The organism is Phyllobacterium sp. CCNWLW183 (assembly GCF_037203775.1).
GTDB lineage: Bacteria > Pseudomonadota > Alphaproteobacteria > Rhizobiales > Rhizobiaceae > Phyllobacterium > Phyllobacterium ifriqiyense.
The window spans coordinates 69,605-86,170 of the sequence record NZ_JBBCBN010000013.1; the positions used below are offsets into that span (position 1 = coordinate 69,605).

14 protein-coding genes are annotated in these 16,566 nt (G+C 53.5%); 4 read left to right on the top strand and 10 right to left on the bottom strand.

Annotated elements, in window-relative coordinates; genetic code table 11:
* Nucleotides 1-157: 157 nt before the first annotated feature.
* The 6 genes from V9K95_RS22805 to V9K95_RS22830 all read right to left on the bottom strand — a co-directional run bounded on the left by V9K95_RS22805 (nt 158) and on the right by V9K95_RS22830 (nt 6,531).
* Nucleotides 158-748, bottom strand: a complete 591-nt coding sequence (locus tag V9K95_RS22805) for an SCO family protein (protein WP_336442313.1) — start codon at nt 746-748, stop codon at nt 158-160.
* The gene (locus V9K95_RS22810) at nt 748-1,278 is read right to left on the bottom strand and encodes a copper chaperone PCu(A)C (RefSeq protein WP_115051523.1); all 531 of its coding nucleotides are present in this window, start codon (nt 1,276-1,278) and stop codon (nt 748-750) included. Before V9K95_RS22810 ends, V9K95_RS22805 begins: the two co-directional genes overlap by 1 nt.
* Before the next feature lie 22 nt (nt 1,279-1,300).
* Complete coding sequence (locus V9K95_RS22815; RefSeq protein ID WP_336442314.1) at nt 1,301-2,665, bottom strand: PepSY-associated TM helix domain-containing protein; 1,365 nt, start codon at nt 2,663-2,665, stop codon at nt 1,301-1,303.
* A gap of 83 nt (nt 2,666-2,748) precedes the next feature.
* Nucleotides 2,749-3,132 (bottom strand): hypothetical protein, encoded by a 384-nt coding sequence (locus tag V9K95_RS22820; protein ID WP_336442315.1) that lies wholly within the window; start codon nt 3,130-3,132, stop codon nt 2,749-2,751.
* Between the two features lie 232 nt (nt 3,133-3,364).
* Nucleotides 3,365-5,317 (bottom strand): MacB family efflux pump subunit, encoded by a 1,953-nt coding sequence (locus V9K95_RS22825; protein WP_336442316.1) that lies wholly within the window; start codon nt 5,315-5,317, stop codon nt 3,365-3,367.
* Nucleotides 5,314-6,531 carry an efflux RND transporter periplasmic adaptor subunit gene (locus V9K95_RS22830; RefSeq protein WP_115051519.1) on the bottom strand — a complete coding sequence of 406 codons (1,218 nt, stop codon included), beginning with the start codon at nt 6,529-6,531 and terminating at the stop codon, nt 5,314-5,316. Before V9K95_RS22830 ends, V9K95_RS22825 begins: the two co-directional genes overlap by 4 nt.
* Before the next feature lie 311 nt (nt 6,532-6,842).
* Here V9K95_RS22830 and V9K95_RS22835 point away from each other — a divergent pair, with 311 nt between their 5' ends.
* A complete protein-coding gene (locus V9K95_RS22835) occupies nt 6,843-8,060 on the top strand; it encodes an Mrp/NBP35 family ATP-binding protein (protein WP_307282212.1) in 1,218 nt (405 codons plus the stop codon).
* Nucleotides 8,061-8,095: 35 nt separating this feature from the next.
* Here V9K95_RS22835 and V9K95_RS22840 read toward each other — a convergent pair whose 3' ends face one another.
* Entirely contained in the window at nt 8,096-9,259 is a 1,164-nt protein-coding gene (locus V9K95_RS22840; RefSeq protein ID WP_442958604.1) for an acyl-CoA dehydrogenase family protein, read from the bottom strand.
* A 152-nt stretch (nt 9,260-9,411) separates the two neighbouring features.
* Between V9K95_RS22840 and V9K95_RS22845 the strand changes: the two genes are divergently transcribed.
* Nucleotides 9,412-10,104: a winged helix-turn-helix transcriptional regulator gene (locus V9K95_RS22845; RefSeq protein ID WP_115051516.1), complete on the top strand. Its 693-nt coding sequence runs from the start codon at nt 9,412-9,414 to the stop codon at nt 10,102-10,104.
* Nucleotides 10,105-10,125: 21 nt separating this feature from the next.
* Here the strand turns inward: V9K95_RS22845 and pip are convergent, their stop codons facing one another.
* The 3 genes from pip to V9K95_RS22860 form a co-directional block, all read right to left on the bottom strand.
* A complete protein-coding gene (gene pip, locus V9K95_RS22850; protein ID WP_435530084.1) occupies nt 10,126-11,079 on the bottom strand; it encodes a prolyl aminopeptidase in 954 nt (317 codons plus the stop codon).
* 135 nt (nt 11,080-11,214) lie between these two features.
* Nucleotides 11,215-12,843, bottom strand: a complete 1,629-nt coding sequence (locus V9K95_RS22855; protein WP_336442318.1) for an alpha-D-glucose phosphate-specific phosphoglucomutase — start codon at nt 12,841-12,843, stop codon at nt 11,215-11,217.
* A gap of 228 nt (nt 12,844-13,071) precedes the next feature.
* Nucleotides 13,072-13,689, bottom strand: coding sequence for a L,D-transpeptidase (locus tag V9K95_RS22860; protein ID WP_115051513.1), 618 nt, complete (start codon nt 13,687-13,689; stop codon nt 13,072-13,074).
* Nucleotides 13,690-13,863: 174 nt separating this feature from the next.
* On the opposite strand from V9K95_RS22860, the gene V9K95_RS22865 reads away from it, so the two are divergent.
* Both V9K95_RS22865 and V9K95_RS22870 read left to right on the top strand, forming a co-directional pair.
* Nucleotides 13,864-14,358, top strand: coding sequence for an MmcB family DNA repair protein (locus V9K95_RS22865; RefSeq protein WP_115051512.1), 495 nt, complete (start codon nt 13,864-13,866; stop codon nt 14,356-14,358).
* A gap of 241 nt (nt 14,359-14,599) precedes the next feature.
* On the top strand, nt 14,600-16,566 hold a 1,967-nt coding region (locus tag V9K95_RS22870), incomplete at its 3' end, for an autotransporter-associated beta strand repeat-containing protein (protein ID WP_336442319.1).

A 16,566-nucleotide genomic window follows, 5' to 3' on the forward strand; every position in this document is an offset into this window, starting at 1 on the left:
CGGTTGTCAAATACTAAATGTTTAAAACGTTCAAAAATATCAATAGCTTAGAATAATTCTAGGAAATTATGAGTTTTTTAGTATACAAATGTTCTGATAGCTTCAGTTTCTGCCGGCATCCCCTCCCGATTTTCGGGAGGAGAACGGTTTGATGGAATCAGCTTGCGATGAGCAGCTTTAACTTTTTCAAGGCAACGTCGGCATCTTCTTTATAATCAATCGTGCTTTTCAGGCGTGCATCGCGATCGAGCAACATGATAGATGCTGTGTGATCCATTGTGTAATCACCATCTTCAGTTGGAACCTTCTTGGCGTAGATACGCCAGCTTTTGACCAGCTTTTCGATCTCTTCCGGCTTGCCTGTAATGCCGGTTATCCGGTCGGTAAAGGCCGCAGTATACCCTTTCATCACTTCGGGCGTATCGCGCTCAGGGTCGACGGATATAAAGAAAACGCGCAAATCCTTGCCTTCGTCCCCAAGCGTGTTCAGCAGCCCAGCCATTTCGAACAACGTAGTTGGGCAGACCTCAGGGCAGTGTGTGAAACCAAAAAACAGAGCTGTCGGATGGCCCTTGAATGCGGCCTCGGTAATAGGAGCACCGTTTTGATCAATCAGATTAAAAGGCGTGCCCAGTTCAACTGATTTTTGTGTACTGGCCTGCCGACCGCTGACGTAAGTAAGAACCAGAAAGATGGTAAGGGCAGCGATTGCCGCCCATAGACCATAGCGAACCCACCGCATATTCATCAGTTGTGCTCCATGCTTGCAGCGTTTGCTGCGCCCACCATAAATTGAACTTCGACCTTGCCTGCCTTGGCAAATTCAAGCGTCACGGGGATCATGTCGCCTTCCTTCAACGGCTGGGCTATATTCATAAACATCAGATGAAGTCCCCCCGGAGCAAGCTCTGCAGTTCCGCCAGCGGGTATTTCGAGTCCTTCCTTGAGCTGGCGCATTTGCATGACATCGCCTGCCATTTTCATTTCATGCACCTCAACGCGCTCGGCGGCAGGTGTCGTGCCGCCCATTAGCCGGTCGGGCTCGTTGGCCGAATTGGCGATCTTGAGATACCCGCCACCTACTTTTGCACCGGGCAAAGTAGCACGGGTGAACGCGTTACTAAGCGTCAAATCTCCAGCTTTTACCGGTTCCATTGCATCTTCGGACTGGCTCGCTGGGGCGTCATGCCCCATCTTGGAGTGGTCATGAGCCTGCGCTGCAAAGGAAAGGGACGTGGCGACAAATGCAAGTGCGGCAATTCGGAATAGTGTGTTCATGGAACGTCTCCAATTCGAATGTTTACGAGAATACGCGTTTCAGGGGAGAGGGGATACGAGTGACCAGCTGATCGATGACCAACATGGCCAGGATGGCAAAGCCGGTAAGCGGGAAAGCTACGCCGAAGCCCAGGATTACCACGGTCAGCATAACAAAGACGCTGGTTTGAGATGGCATGGGCGGCACGCCCAATCGGCCTGATGGGCGGCGTTTCCACCACATGACTATGGCAGTTACCGACATTAGCGTAATGGCGAGGCAGGTCAGGAGCATGAGGATCTGGTTCGCCAGCCCAAAGTACTGACCCATATGAACCCCAACGCCAAATTCTATCGCTTTGCCGCCAATACCGTAGTCGGAAAACTTGATGTCAATCAATGGCTTGCCCGTATATTGGTCATAATGGATCGTCTGTTGCCTTGCTATGTCGTCAGGAAAAATCGCGGCGGTATAAACACCTCCCTTGCCCCTGGGCAGCGAAACCTCATAGCCGGGAAACATACCCGCTTCATTGGTAGCGGTGACGATCTGATCAAGACTGACGTTTTCTCCTTTGGAAGCTGCATTGGATGCCGGTACGGGGGCGTTTTCTACAGTCCAGCCAGCATGATCGACCACATCCTTAGTGGGCACTGTCGAAAGGGGAACATCATCCCAGAGCTTGGTTGGATAACCCATTCCTGCACTGGAAAGCGCTGCATTAACCTGCTCGCCCCAATAGCCCGACCAAGGCATTCCAGAGATCGCCAGAAAAAAGATCAGCGCTCCGGCAGATGCGCCGGTAACGGCATGGAGGTCACGCCAGAACACACGTTTTGAAGGGGTTCCACGGACGCTGACAACGCCGCCGGTTTGTGAGCGCGGCCACCATAAATAAAAACCGGTGACGACCAAAATAAGCGCCATTCCTCCGACAGCTTCGATTATCCTATTGGGAACAAAGCCAAAATATTTCAGGCTGTGAATATTCCGGACCACCTTATTGAATTCATTTTCGGCCGCAACAGTGCCAAGAACGACCCCGCTATAGGGATTAACGAAAACGAGAACGTTCTCAGTAGAAGTGCCGACAGTGACACGAACCGAATGCGATGGATCGGCGGGAACGCGGTATCGGACAATTTTTGAACCAGGTACCGCTGCCCTCGCATTTTCCGAAAGCACTGAGGGAGCCAGGGTTTGGCCTTGCGGTTCCACAATATTGCGATAGGCGAAAACCGTATCGTCAATCTCGTCCTTGAACAGATAGAGCCCGCCCGTGACGGCAAGATTGATCATGAACGGAATGACGAAAAGTCCCGCTAAAAAATGCCAGCGCCACACGGCGCGATAAAGAGATATACTGATATTGTTAGGCTTTTTGCCAGCCTCGGCAAGAACGGCCATAATTATTCCAATCGTCTGACGGCCAAAGGAGATGGACCTGCGCGGGCAGGGCCATATTCAAGCGCCAAAGGGCGCAATGGGTGTCAGACTGACGGCGGTGCTTGCGGCGGAGCGGATGGCGGATAGGCGTGCCGCGCAATGAGAGCAGCTTCCTGCTTGATCGCAAGTGATTGTAACGGTTCAATTTTTGCGCTGGCGACTGTAGCCGGAACGGGCAATATGACCGAAGAAACAAGACGGCATGCCTCGCAACCAGTGCCATGCCAGGCTGTCTTGTGATGATCCTTTTCATTGCTGGTATCGGTCAGGCAAAGCACGGGCAAAGAGCCGTCGGGAAGGGTATAGGCTGAAAGATCATCCAGGGCAGGCGCAGCGGAAACCGGCTGATGGGCAAAGGCAACAAATACGAGCGCCAATGCGCAAAGCATGCGCACCGCCATTCGCCAATTGTTCCAAACTTCGCGCATTATCGCCTCGTTAGCAGTCCAACATTTTCATAGCTGCACTTTTGATGAAAAGCCATGCGGCAAAGAGTAATGCAACCGACAACAACCAAATTGCACGCTAGGATTACTTTTTTTGAGCAAGAATCGACGATTCTTCGGCAAATTTCTCCAATTGTTCTGAAAAATCGTGCCACATGTCGAGCAAACCCGGTCGAAATTGGAAAGCACTGTTCAAGTGTCCGTTTTGCTGCCCCTAATCGCGCGCCAGAGCATCAATCGGATTGAGTCGTGCGGCTTTTCGGGCGGGCAGGAATCCGAATGTCAGTCCGACAATGACGGCGGTGATGCAGGCAACCATGATGGCATTGACCGAGACAATCATCGGGAAGGAACTGCCAATGGGAGCGAAGACTGCACCTATCGCCAAAGCGAGTCCAACGCCGATAATTGCGCCGGTCACAGTTACCGCGGAAGCCTCAATCAGAAATTGCAACATGATATCGATCTGACGTGCGCCGACCGCCATGCGCAGACCGATCTCTTTTGTACGCTCGGTTACCGAAACCAGCATGATGTTCATGACGCCGATACCGCCGACGACGAGGGCGATGGCGGCGATGGATGACATGAGCAGCGAAAGAATCTTCGTCGTGTTTTCGATGGTCTTGCGCATCTGGTCACTGTTGAAGATGAAAAAGTCCTTGGTGCCGTGACGGCGCTCAAGCAGCGCGACGATGGCTTTTTCAGCAGCTTGGGTGTCCACATTGTCCGACACGCGCAAAGTGATTTCGCTCAGGCTTCCTGCACCGCTTATCCGGGTAAAGAGGCTTGTGTAAGGCATGTAGATTTGCAGCCGTTTGTCCTCGCCCATGCCGCCGGTGGTCTTGGCTGCGACGCCGATGACGACGACCGGAACCTGCGCAACCACGATCACCTGTCCGACAGGATTCGCCACATTCTTGAACAATGCCTGTTTGGTATTGTCGTCAATGACGACTTGCTGCAAGCCCATGGCTTGGCTTCGCGCATCGAAGAAACTGCCTTGCACGATTTTACGCTGGACAACGCGGAAATAATTATCTCCTACGCCGTTGATTGTCGCGTCGACCGAAACATTACCAAACTGGGCCTTGCCGGTCGCCGAGACGGAGGGCGTTACGCTGTCTACATAGGGCTGCGAGCCCAAGGCTTCAGCATCGGCAATCACGAGGCTTTTAATCTTGGCAGCGTTTTCATCGCCCCAATCCTTGCCGGGGAAAATGCTGATCGTACTGGCGCCAAGACCATTGATTTCGTTCAGCACCATTCGCTGGCCGCCTTCACCAAGGCCGACAACCGCAACAACGGCTGCAATACCAACGATAATCCCGAGCATGGTCAGCGCTGTGCGAGTGCGATGCGCAATCATGGAACGCAGAGCCATGGGCAATGCTTCCATAAGTCGGCGCATAAAACCGCTGAGCCATCCGGCAGATGCAGGCTGTTGCGTCAGTTTGGCTGTCGTGGACACGGGTCTGTCCGGTTTGCGCTGGTCGGCAAGGATAGCGCCATCCTTGATTTCGATGATCCTGTCCGCATGACCGGCCACATCCATATCATGCGTCACGATAATGATCGTGTGACCGGCAGCATGAAGCTCTTTGAGAATGTCGAGGACATTTTCGCCGCTCTTGCTATCCAGCGCGCCGGTCGGCTCATCGGCAAGAATGATTTCGCCGCCATTCATCAAAGCCCGCGCGATGGAAACGCGCTGTTGCTGCCCGCCAGAAAGCTGGTTCGGCCGATGGTCCATGCGATCACCAAGCCCGAGACGCTCAAGAATGGCGATGGCGCGCGACCGGCGCTGGCCCTTTGGTGCGCCGGAATAGACCGCAGGTATTTCGACATTACCGATGGCGCCAAGATCGGGCATGAGATGATAACGCTGGAAGATGAAACCGAAATGTTCGCGCCGCAATTCGGCAAGCTCGTCTTTCGTCAGGCCGGAAGTCTCGCGACCAGCCATGGTATAGCTGCCCTTGCTCGGCTGATCCAGGCAGCCAAGAATATTCATGAGGGTCGACTTGCCGGAACCGCTGGCCCCGACAATGGCGACGAATTCCCCGGCTTCTATGGTCAGGTCGATATTATCGAGGGCAATGACTTCCTCGCTGCCCGCCGCGAAAATACGCGATAGCTGTTTGACTTCGAGCAGGGCTGAACTCATGACGAAGGTGTCTCGCTGCTTGCAGCCTTGCTGGCGTCAGCCGCGGGAGTGCCCCCCTCAATGACAACCTCGTCGCCAACACGCAAACCTTCGACGACTTCAGCCTTGATCATGTCGGTCAAGCCGATCCTGACAAATCTCTGTTCGGTTTTTCCCTCAGCCAGTTTGACCTTTACCTTGTAACGGCCATCCGGCTCTCTGTTGGAAAGGGCAGACCACGGAATGATTGGCTTGTCCTTGATCGAGCCGATGATGATATGGACTTGCGCGGTCATTTTCGTCCGCAGACGAGAGTCCGGATTCGGTACAGTGAGTAACCCGTCATAATAGATTGCGGTGCCTTTGCTGCTGTCGGTTTCGACGCTGGATTTGGCATCGGTGGTGATTGATGGCGGGGCAAAATCGATGCGCTGAAGTTCGGCTTCATAGCGCGTTTGCGCATCGCCCATAATGGTGAACCACACCTTCTGGCCGGGCTTGGTGCGCCAGACATCGGCTTCAGAAATTTTGACCTTCACATTCATCGTATCGAGCTTGGCGACGATCACCACGGTTGGCGTGGTTTGTGTGGAATTCAGCGTCTGGCCCTGCTTGGTGACAACTGCAATGACAGTGCCATCAATGGGCGAGACGATTCGCGTATAACCAAGATTGGCCGTGGCCGTTTCAACATTGACTTCCGCCTGTTCGATCTGCGCGCCAAGGGAAGCAATCTCCGCCTGCAAGGCAAAATAGTCAGACTCAGCCGTATCGAAGGCCATTTGCGAGGCCGCCCTTTGCTCAAGCAAAGCGGTCTGCCGCTCATAGGCAGCCTGTGCCTTTTTGAGCTGAACCTGTTTGACCCGCTGCAATGCCTGGCTGTTTGCCAGTTCCGCCTTGGCAACACGCAATGCATTTTCCTGCGGGACAGAGTCAATCTCGGCAATAGGATCACCGGCCTTTACCGGCTGGCCGGATTCAACATAAAGCGTTTTCACCTGCCCGGAAACCTGCGCACCGACATTGACCATCTGCACCGGCTCCAAAGTACCCGTTGCAAGCACGGTCTCCTCAATGAAACCAAGTGCGACAGGAGCAGTGAACACGCTCTGCTCTGGTGCTTTGCCGGAGGAAAAAACCTTTGTCATCAACAGCCAGACGACAAGAATTGCGATAATGGCGAAGACGATCAGTTTCAGAGCGCGGCTGCGGAAGCGGGAGCGGACTTGGGGCATGATTCTGACCTGACGGAAATGCGGGTGCTTATGGGCGATAGAGGGATTTGGCTAGAACGTCACATTATGGCTTTTTCACATCGAACATATCCCGCGAGCAGAGTTTTCACTTATCGCCGGATAGGGTTGCTCCATGAATATTGCGTGAAAATGACGAACTGATCCACCAACCGGGAACTGAACTGCGATTGTAAAGCGGGATTATTGCCCGCAAAGACAGGCCGCGTACAAATGTCCATTGGCGTTTCTGCTCAACTGCATTATCTGAAGTGTCAGGGTCTGACCCCAAGAATGACAGGGATGGAATTGCAATGGCAGATGTGACGAAGACCGAGGTCCTGGAACAATTGAGGACGGTGACCGGTCCGGATTTCAACAGCAATATTGTCGAGCTTGGTCTGGTGTCAGACATCTTTATCGCCGACAATAAAGTGTTCTTTTCGATCACCGTCCCTGCCGAACGTGCTCAAGAGCTGGAGCCGCTCCGCTCTGCCGCCGAACGTGTGGTCAAGGCAATGCCCGATGTAAAAGGCGCAGTGGTTGCATTGACCGCCGAAAAACGCGGCGGCCCGACAAGCGATGACGCGCCGCGTGCTGCGCCTGCACCAAGACCTGCGCAAAGACCGGCACCGGCAGGCGCGGTGCCGCCGCAACGTGTACCGGCTAAAGCTCCGCCAGCCGCTGCCGGCCATGCCGGTCACAGCCATGCGGCAGCGCCGGTCAAATCCGGAGTGCCCGGCGTTGGCGCCATTATCGCAGTCGCATCCGGCAAAGGCGGGGTTGGCAAATCGACGACCGCTGTCAATCTGGCTTTGGCTTTGCAGGCCAATGGTCAGCGCGTCGGTATTTTGGATGCAGATATTTACGGACCTTCCATGCCGCGTCTGCTGCACATTTCCGGCAAGCCGGAAGTGGTTTCCGGCCGGGTGCTGAAGCCGATGGAAGGCTATGGGCTGAAGGTCATGTCGATCGGTTTCCTTGTGGACGAGGAAACGCCGATGATCTGGCGCGGCCCCATGGTCATGTCGGCGCTGACACAAATGCTGCGCGAAGTGCAATGGGGCGATCTCGATGTGCTGGTGGTGGACATGCCGCCCGGTACCGGCGACGCGCAATTGACCATGGCGCAGCAGGTGCCGCTTGCCGGTGCGGTGATCGTTTCGACACCCCAGGATTTGGCGCTGATCGACGCGCGCAAAGGGCTCAACATGTTCAAAAAGGTCGATGTGCCGCTGCTCGGCATTGTTGAGAATATGAGCTATTTCATCGCGCCGGATACGGGCGCGCGCTACGATATTTTCGGCCATGGCGGTGCACGCAAGGAAGCAGAACGCCTTGGCGTTCCATTCCTTGGCGAAGTGCCGCTGGTGATGGAAATCCGCGAAATGTCGGATGCAGGAACACCGGTCGTCATCAGCAATCCGGATGGCCCGCAAACCAGGGTCTATCGTGAGATCGCTGCGAAGGTTTGGGAACAGCTGAAACTGGCCAAGGGTGGGCGCACCGCTCCTGCAATCGTTTTTGATTAGAGGATGGCGGCACTTAGGCCGCCATCCAAATCCCTTTAAAAGATATGGTCCACAGGCTGGCCCAAAGCCATTGCTCCGGCATAATGGGCCTGCGGGCCCTGCTGTAGCGGGTGGTAGCGGGCGCCCTGTATGTCGCGGAAACGCTGTTCAAGACGGTTATCCCGGTAAAATCCGCTGCCGCCCGCCAATTCCATTGCCAAGTCTACGGCTTTAATCGCGTGTTCGGCGATAAGAGACCGACCAATCATAGTTTCATTGACGGTTGTCGCAGAGGGCGCGTTGCGGGCAGCTATGTTCACCATCCACTGATGCGCCAGTTGCGCGGCGCGCAAGTTTGTATCCATTCGGCCAGCAAGATTGAAGCTGTGAGCGCTCAAGGGTTTCTTACCGGCGAGGCCAACGGCAATATCACGCGCGCTTTCAGCAACGCCAAGATAAACCGCATAGATCAGCGGAAAGGCAATTGTGGAAATGATCTGGAACAAAGGATGCCATTCGCCAGCCTTGCGTGAGAGGGCGACGCCGCTATCAGGAATAAACAGATTATCGAAAATGACGTCGTTGGAACCAGTGCCGCGCATGCCCATTGCCTTCCAGGTTTCAACGACGCTCACTCCCTCGGCCTTCATGGGAGCAGCAAAATGGATGACGTTATGTGATCCGTCGTCATTTTCAACCATGGCGCCCGTCATCAAAAGATTGCCCGCATTAGCCCCCGAGGTGAATATTTTTCGCGCCGAGATGCGATAACCGCCATCAACTTTAACGGCCTTGCCGGAGCCGCCAATCCAGTCGGAACCGCCGCTGGAAAGCAGGATCAGCTTTTCGGCCGCAACACGTTTCAACAGAGGTTCTACGGCGGCCAGTTTCTGATGCTGCCAACGCCAAGCGGGAATTGCCACCTGATGGGTGTGCATGGAAAAAGCCAGCGCGGTCGAGGGGCATGCATGTGCGATAATCCGCAACATTTCCGCCAGTTCCGTAACATTCGCGCCTCCACCTCCAAGTTCAAGCGGTACGCCGATTTCGATAAGGCCGGCTTCTTGGAGCAACCTGTAATTATCGGCGACAAATGTATCCGTCGCATCGATATGACCGGCATTATCGGCGAAAGCGGATGACAATGTGCGAGCAATCTCAGCGGCAGGGCTCGCATGAGAATGTGTCTCGGCATTATCAACCGATGATGAATGTGCCATGGTGTTCATGATGTTCTCCTCGCTTTTGTTTTTAGTGAAAGTAAAAATCCTCTCATTGACGGGCTTCGTCTAGTTCACGAAATGAACTAGCCCGTTCCCTTGCCCGATCTTTTGGAGTACCTTCAAACAAAATAAAGTCCTGAGGGGGACTCATGGAAACGCATGGCGGATACGGTCAGTTCTGTCCGGTGTCGATGGCCTCTGAAATATTATGCTCTCGATGGACAACGCTGATTTTGCGGGAGCTTTTATGCGGCACGACGCGCTTCAATGATTTGCGCCGGGGCGTGCCGCGCATGTCGCCCGCACTCCTTTCAAAACGCCTGAAAGAGCTTGAACGCGCTGGCGTCATAATGACGGTTCCAAATGCTGCGGGCGTTCTGGAGTATCATCTTTCGGCGGCCGGTGAGGATTTGCGCCCCGTAATCATGGGGATCGGTTTTTGGGGGCAGCGCTGGGTGGAATCCAAGGTTTCGCTGAAGAATCTCGATCCATCGTTGCTGATGTGGGATATGCGCCGTCATCTCAATCCGAAACCATTGCCGCAGCGCCGGTGTACGATTCAATTTCTGTACCCTGAACTGCCTCAAGCGCGGCAAAATTTCTGGCTTGTCGTTGAGGACGGTTCTGTTGACCTTTGCGGGTTTGATCCGGGATATGACATTGATCTGCTTATCACGAGTTCATTGAAGAGCATGACCGCAATCTGGATGGGCCTCTCAATGGTCCGGCGGGAGGTGGATGCTGGCAACCTTGAGTTTGACGGCGATCCTGCAATCGCCGCCTCCATGCAACAGTGGTTGGGCCTCAGCCCATTCGCGCAGGAACCGCGCCGCGTCTCATGACAGGATGTAAGGTGATGAAATCTAGAGTCCGGCAAATTGGTCGGTGGCCCGAATTAACCGATCGAGTATGCCCGGTTCCGTATAGGCGTGACCTGCCCCTTCGATAAGATGAAATTCGGCATCAGGCCAGACCTTGTGAAGCGCATAGGCATATTTTACCGGGCAGGGCATGTCATAGCGCCCCTGAACAATTACACCCGGAATGCCATGGAGCTTATGAGCGTCACGAAGCAACTGCCCCTCCTCCAGCCACGAGCCATTTATAAAATAGTGGTTTTCCAATCTGGCGAAGGCGAGAGCGTAGTGACCATCCCTGAAGCGTGCGGAATATTCGGGATCGGGAAGAAGCGTCACCGTCTCGCCTTCCCAGATCGTCCATGCTTTAGCCGCTTCAAGCTGGGCAATTTTGTCGTCTCCGGTCAAACGTTTATGGTATGCCGCCACCATATTACCGCGCTCTTCCAAGGGAATGGGTGCCTGAAAAAGCTCCCATTTATCTGGAAACATCTCGGAAACGCCAAACTGATAATACCAGTCGATTTCTGCCTTTGTGACAGTATAGATGCCGCGCAGGATCAATTCACTGACATGTTCCGGATGTTTTTGCGAGTAGGCGAGGCCAAGCGAAGATCCCCATGAACCTCCAAAGACCATCCATTTGTCAACGCCGATCAGCTTTCGCAACCGCTCGATATCCTCCACGAGATGCCATGTTGTATTCGCATGAAGATCAGCATGTGGAACAGACTTTCCGCAACCACGCTGATCAAATAACAGGACATCGTAGACATCAGGATTGAATAGGCGCCGGTGGTTCGAAGAAACACCGCTTCCTGGACCGCCATGCAAAAAGACGGCAGGTTTCCCACCCCGTTTACCGGAGCGTTCATAATAGATGGAGTGCCCATCTCCTACGTCGAGCATACCTGTTTCATAAGGTTCTATCGTTGGGTAAAGCGTGCGAAGTTGGGTCATCAATGCCCCTTGATGTTTTGAAAGTTCGATGAGGGTGGAGTTTATGGCAGCATAAATCCAGCGAGTGTGGTCTGACACACATTGCTGGATTATGTCCGTTGGGCTGGTTCAGCAGCCTCTGCCTTCCGACTGCCCTTACGTGATTACGCTCGGTTCTTTGCGGCCCGTCTGGGCTTTGATGGCGGAAAGCTCTTCGGCAGCAAGGATAAGATCTGCAAGCGCCCCTTGCGTTTCCAGATCATGTCGTGACGGGTCCGGCTCATAGCGTTCAATGTAAACGCGGATCGTAGCGCCGGATGTTCCTGTGCCGGACAGGCGGAAGACAACGCGGGAGCCGCCTTCAAACAGGATGCGAATGCCCTGATGCTCGCTGACGGATTTATCGACCGGATCATGATAGGCAAAATCATCGGCAGCTGCGATTTTCAGTCCCTGAACGGAGGTGCCCGGCAGGTTGGTAAGTTTCGCGCGCAGCGCGTCGATAACCTTGTTTGCACTGGCCGTGTCGACACCTTCATAATCGTGGCGCGAATAATAGTTGCGGCCATACTGGGCCCAATGCTCAAGCGCAATTTCCTGAACGCTGACCTTGCGCACTGCAAGGATATTGAGCCAGAGCAGCACGGCCCAAAGCCCATCCTTCTCGCGCACATGGTTTGAACCTGTGCCGGAGCTTTCCTCGCCGCAGATGGTCGCCATATCCGCATCGAGCAGATTGCCGAAGAATTTCCAGCCCGTCGGGGTTTCATACATGCCGATTTTCAGCTTCTCCGCCACGCGGTCGGCGGCGCCGCTGGTGGGCATGGAGCGGGCAATGCCCTTAAGCCCGGCCTTATAGCCTGGCGCAAGGTGGGCATTGGCTGCCAGCATGGCAAGCGAGTCTGAAGGGGTGATGAAGATACCCTTGCCAATGATGAGGTTGCGGTCGCCATCGCCATCGGAAGCAGCACCAAAATCAGGACCATCCGCAGACATGAGAAGGTCGTAGAGTTCCTTGGCGTAAACCAGATTAGGATCAGGGTGGTGGCCGCCAAAATCAGTCAATGGCACGAAGTTGAGGCAGGTACCTTCCGGCGCGCCAAGGCGCTTTTCGAGAATTTCCTTGCCATAGGGGCCTGTAACCGCATGCATGGAATCAAAACGCAGGGTGAAGCCCGACTTGATCAAGGCGCGGATAGCGTCAAAATCGAAAAGTGTTTCCATCAAGGCCGCATAATCGGCAACCGAATCGACAATCTCCACATCCATATCGCCAAGTTTCTGAGTGCCGATTGTGTCGATATCAATGTCGGCGCTCTCAGCGATCCTGTATTCCTTGATGGTCTTGGAAATGGCGAAAATAGCTTCTGTAATTTTTTCCGGCGCGGGGCCACCATTGCCGATATTATACTTGATTCCGAAATCTTCGGTGGGGCCGCCGGGATTGTGGCTGGCAGACAGAATCAGCCCGCCAAAGGCTCCATATTTGCGAATGAGATGGGACGCCGCCGGAGTGGATAATATGCCGCCTTGCCCCACGAGCACCCGGCCGAAACCATTGGCGGCTGCCATTTTCAAGGCGATCTGGATGACTTCGCGATTGTAGAAGCGGCCATCTCCGCCGATCACCAGTGTTTTGCCTTCATATCCTTCAAGCGCGTCGAATACGGACTGAATGAAGTTCTCCGCATAATTGGGCTGTTGGAAAACAGGAACCTTCTTGCGAAGCCCTGACGTGCCGGGCTTTTGGTCATCGAATGGTGTGGTGGCAACGGTTTTAAACATATTCACTTTCCAGTTTTAGCCTCTATCCGGGTTGGTCCAAGATCGACAGGTGCAATCTATGAGGCGGCAGATGATCAGGTCAACACGGCAAAATCAGGGGAGGGAAATAAAGACGGGTTGAAGCCTTCGCCGTATTCTAGGGTCCCGACCCTACTCATCCAACAAAAAGGCCACTCGAAAGTGGCCTTTTGCTGCAATGTTTTGTGGTTCCGCCTGAGCGGAATTCTTCTAGCGGACGACAACCTTGGCACCAACCTCGGCGCGATTGTAAAGGTCGATAATATCCTGATTCATCAGGCGGATGCATCCTGAAGACATGGCTTTGCCGATGGACCACCACTCCGGCGTGCCATGCAGGCGATAGCCGGTATCGCCGCCCTTGTTGAAGAGATAGAGGGCGCGGGCGCCAAGCGGGTTCTGAAGGCCGGGTCCCATGCCGTTGCGGAATTCAGCCAGTTCCGGCTTGCGCTTGATCATTTCTTTTGGCGGGGTCCATGTCGGCCATTCACGCTTGAGCGCAATGCGTGCCGCACCGTTCCACTCAAAGCCTTCCTTGCCGACGCCTATGCCGTAACGCATGGCCTTGCCGCCGCCCAGAACGAAGTAGAGAAATTTTGTCTGTGTATCGACGATGATCGTTCCCGGTGTTTCACCGCCATCATAGCGAACTTCCTGTCGCAGGAATTGCGGCGGGATTTTTGCACGGGGAATGGCGGGGAGAACGTAACCTGCATCCGAAACTGAACTATAGGAGGCTGTTGAGTAATTAAACCCGATCGTGGAACAGCCGGCTAGAGCAGTTGCGCCCATAAGGCCAGCCGCAAGAACGATAGTTTTAAATCGCATGATCACCCCGTTGGTTGTGCGAATCTATATGTTACTTATTGTTGCCTCTTTAGCGCCATTATTGTTAAAGCTTCATTAACCGTAAAGCTTAGTTTTCCATTAACCATGGTTTTCACCTACCTGTGGGTGTATTTTCCACCACATGGTTGCAAAATTGCCGATAGATTCGCCGTCATGCCTATAGTCAGTCTGAGCCAGACCAATCCACTTATTGACGGCCGCCAATCCGAAAATGCCATGCTGGTGCGGCGCGGCGTGCAGCGGCTTTTCCTCGAAATGGGCTTGGCAGTCATGCCGGAATTGTCGCTTGCTTCCGGCCGTCGCGCCGATCTTGTGGCCTTGTCCCGCAATGGTGAAATCTGGATTGTCGAAATAAAATCATCGATCGAGGACTGGAAGGTTGATCGAAAATGGCCGACCTATCGCGATTATTGCGACCGGCTGTTTTTTGCTACTCATCCGGGTGTTCCAGCCGATATATTCCCCGACGATTGCGGCTTCATTCTATCTGATGGATATGGTGCCGAGATCATCCGTGATGCGCCCGAGCACAAGCTGGCAGGCGCAACACGCAAGGCAATGACGTTACGCTTTGCCCGCGTCAGCGCCGCGCGCATGACCCTTGCCGAATTATCCGGCATCGACCTGCCGCAGACGGACATGGAATAGGGTGCGTTAAAAAAAGATATTTTTAATCAGTAAGTTAAATCTAGCCTACGGCTGGAAAACTCCCTCCTGTTATCGCCCATATTGCGATCTTCCAACTAATATTTTCTGCGGAGCAAATGCAAATTTCCATAAGCCTAAAGCCTAATTGACGGCCTCCATATGCAATCTATGGTTATGCAACATTCATTAAATGCAACTGTAAAGCGTATCTGATTTTTGTATTGTGTATCGGAGTTTCTTTATGGCTTATTCTTTGAGCTGGGCCAATTTTGGCGCAAAAACCTATTCCATTGCAGATTTTCGCAATCGTTTGAAATATAGAGTCGTTTCGACGCTCATCCTTTTGGCAACAAGCTATCCAAGCTATGCCGAGAGTGCGGTCAAGGCAGACGCCGGTCCTGATAAAAGCGCGCAGACTGGAGGCGATCCTTTCGCCTTTGATATCGAGGGTCATGAAATCATATCCTTTCCCAGCGACAACAAATCGTTGGAGAGGTTGCGGAAATATCATCCCTATCTCGGCGAATGGGAGCTTCTCGACATTTTGAAAGTAGCCGCTGCTAAAAGCCGGGCCACAGATCGCTCTGCCATGATCGATGTCAACGAGGAAAAGCGCGGCCCCATTCAATTTTTACGGCGTTTCACCGCGAATGTGAGCGGAGACGAGACTGAAATTACCTGGAAAAATAATATATCAAATGCCTTGCTTGAGCAGCGCAAAGCACAAATTGCAGCGGAGCTTGCTGCTTTGAAAACCAAGCAAGCCGAAACCAGTTTCGATCATCCTGATAAAATTATTGCGGAGAAAATCGCTGCGCTCGAGGCCATATATGCCGAGCTTTTAAACCTTGATGCCGGATTGACAAAAACTGGCTCGGGGATGCTGGTACTTGAAGGCGTGAATACCTATTCAGGTGAAACACGCATTAAAGAAGGCACGCTGATGGTCTCGGACAACAAGTCCGATCTAGCTGGACAGGAGCTGCTCGGCGATGATGGGGTGGCAATCGTTCCATCGCTGCAATCTCCCGTTCTGGTCGATAAGGGGGCATCTCTGGCGTTAGACGGGGCTATCCGAAATTTGGTCACTGTTAATGGTTATCTCTATGGTGTGGGTTCGATAGATTACCTTCTGGTAAAGAGTGGGGGAACAGTAAGTGCCGGCAATTTTGAAACTCGAGCAGGGGTACTTCATGTCGGTGAAGATGCGACCTTTGAGAAGGGCAGTCAGTTGGACGTTGAGTTTACGCCAGACTTAGCGGTGATCAACAGACTCGATATCGGTGGTAAAGCAATTTTGAATGGTGGCACTGTCAGCGTGTCGTTGGATAATGGAAACGAATTATCCGAAGGCATGGCTGAAAGCGTGTTTGGAAAACGATTTGATATTTTGACCGCAGGGAAGGGTGTGACAGGTCGATTTAGAAAGATCGACCCTCGCTATAACTACATTACCCCGATGCTCGATTATTCAGACGAAAACAGAGTGGTTTTGTTTTTCGACTTTACCCCGGCCGTCAAAGCCGAAAAAGCAAAAGAGCTGGAAGAACAACTAGCGGCTGCTGAGCAAGCAAAACGTGACGCGGAGAAGGCCGTTGTGCTGCTCGGTGCAAAGGCCAAGGAGAAAGCGGAAGCAGAAGCTGAAAGGCTGCTGCTTGCAGAAGAAGCGCAAGCAAAGGCACTTGCTGATGCAAAGGCCAAAGCAGAGGCAGAGGCGATTGCCAGGGCGCAGGCGGATGCCGAGGCTGAGAGATTGCGGCTTGCAGAAGAGGTGCAAGCGAAGGCACTTGCCGGAGCAAAAGCCAAGGCAGAGGCAGAGGCGATTGCCAGGGCGCAGGCGGATGCAGAGGCTGAAATCTTGCGGCTTGCCGAAGGAGCCGAGAAGCTAAAGGCACAGCTTCTGCAAGCGCGGATTGAAGCTATGCTGGCTCCGGAGTTTCTGGCCGTCGGTGTTGCAACACATAACCAGAAAGGTGCGTGGAGCGGCATTCAATCGCTTGGGTTAAGCAATAATGAACTGCTTCAGCAGGTGATAAAGTCCACCCGCGACAATCCCCTCAACTTTGATATGCTTTCCGGCGAGGTTCATGCCACGCTTTCCGGTGTTCTGGCGCAGGACAATCACTTCATTTCCGATGCGGCGACTTCGCGCTTGCGCAATGGCTTTGGCGGGGTGGCAGGCAAGGCGCAGGCCGTTACCACACCATT

Excerpts from the sequence above, each read along its gene's own strand:
- V9K95_RS22805 (WP_336442313.1), bottom strand. The coding sequence starts at position 748 with ATGAATATGCGGTGGGTTCGCTATGGTCTATGGGCGGCAATCGCTGCC.
- V9K95_RS22810 (WP_115051523.1), bottom strand. The coding sequence starts at position 1,278 with ATGAACACACTATTCCGAATTGCCGCACTTGCATTTGTCGCCACGTCC.
- V9K95_RS22815 (WP_336442314.1), bottom strand. The coding sequence starts at position 2,665 with ATGGCCGTTCTTGCCGAGGCTGGCAAAAAGCCTAACAATATCAGTATA.
- V9K95_RS22820 (WP_336442315.1), bottom strand. The coding sequence starts at position 3,132 with ATGCGCGAAGTTTGGAACAATTGGCGAATGGCGGTGCGCATGCTTTGC.
- V9K95_RS22825 (WP_336442316.1), bottom strand. The coding sequence starts at position 5,317 with ATGAGTTCAGCCCTGCTCGAAGTCAAACAGCTATCGCGTATTTTCGCG.
- V9K95_RS22830 (WP_115051519.1), bottom strand. The coding sequence starts at position 6,531 with ATGCCCCAAGTCCGCTCCCGCTTCCGCAGCCGCGCTCTGAAACTGATC.
- V9K95_RS22835 (WP_307282212.1), top strand. The coding sequence starts at position 6,843 with ATGGCAGATGTGACGAAGACCGAGGTCCTGGAACAATTGAGGACGGTG.
- V9K95_RS22840 (WP_442958604.1), bottom strand. The coding sequence starts at position 9,259 with ATGGCACATTCATCATCGGTTGATAATGCCGAGACACATTCTCATGCG.
- V9K95_RS22845 (WP_115051516.1), top strand. The coding sequence starts at position 9,412 with ATGGAAACGCATGGCGGATACGGTCAGTTCTGTCCGGTGTCGATGGCC.
- pip (WP_435530084.1), bottom strand. The coding sequence starts at position 11,079 with ATGACCCAACTTCGCACGCTTTACCCAACGATAGAACCTTATGAAACA.
- V9K95_RS22855 (WP_336442318.1), bottom strand. The coding sequence starts at position 12,843 with ATGTTTAAAACCGTTGCCACCACACCATTCGATGACCAAAAGCCCGGC.
- V9K95_RS22860 (WP_115051513.1), bottom strand. The coding sequence starts at position 13,689 with ATGCGATTTAAAACTATCGTTCTTGCGGCTGGCCTTATGGGCGCAACT.
- V9K95_RS22865 (WP_115051512.1), top strand. The coding sequence starts at position 13,864 with ATGCCTATAGTCAGTCTGAGCCAGACCAATCCACTTATTGACGGCCGC.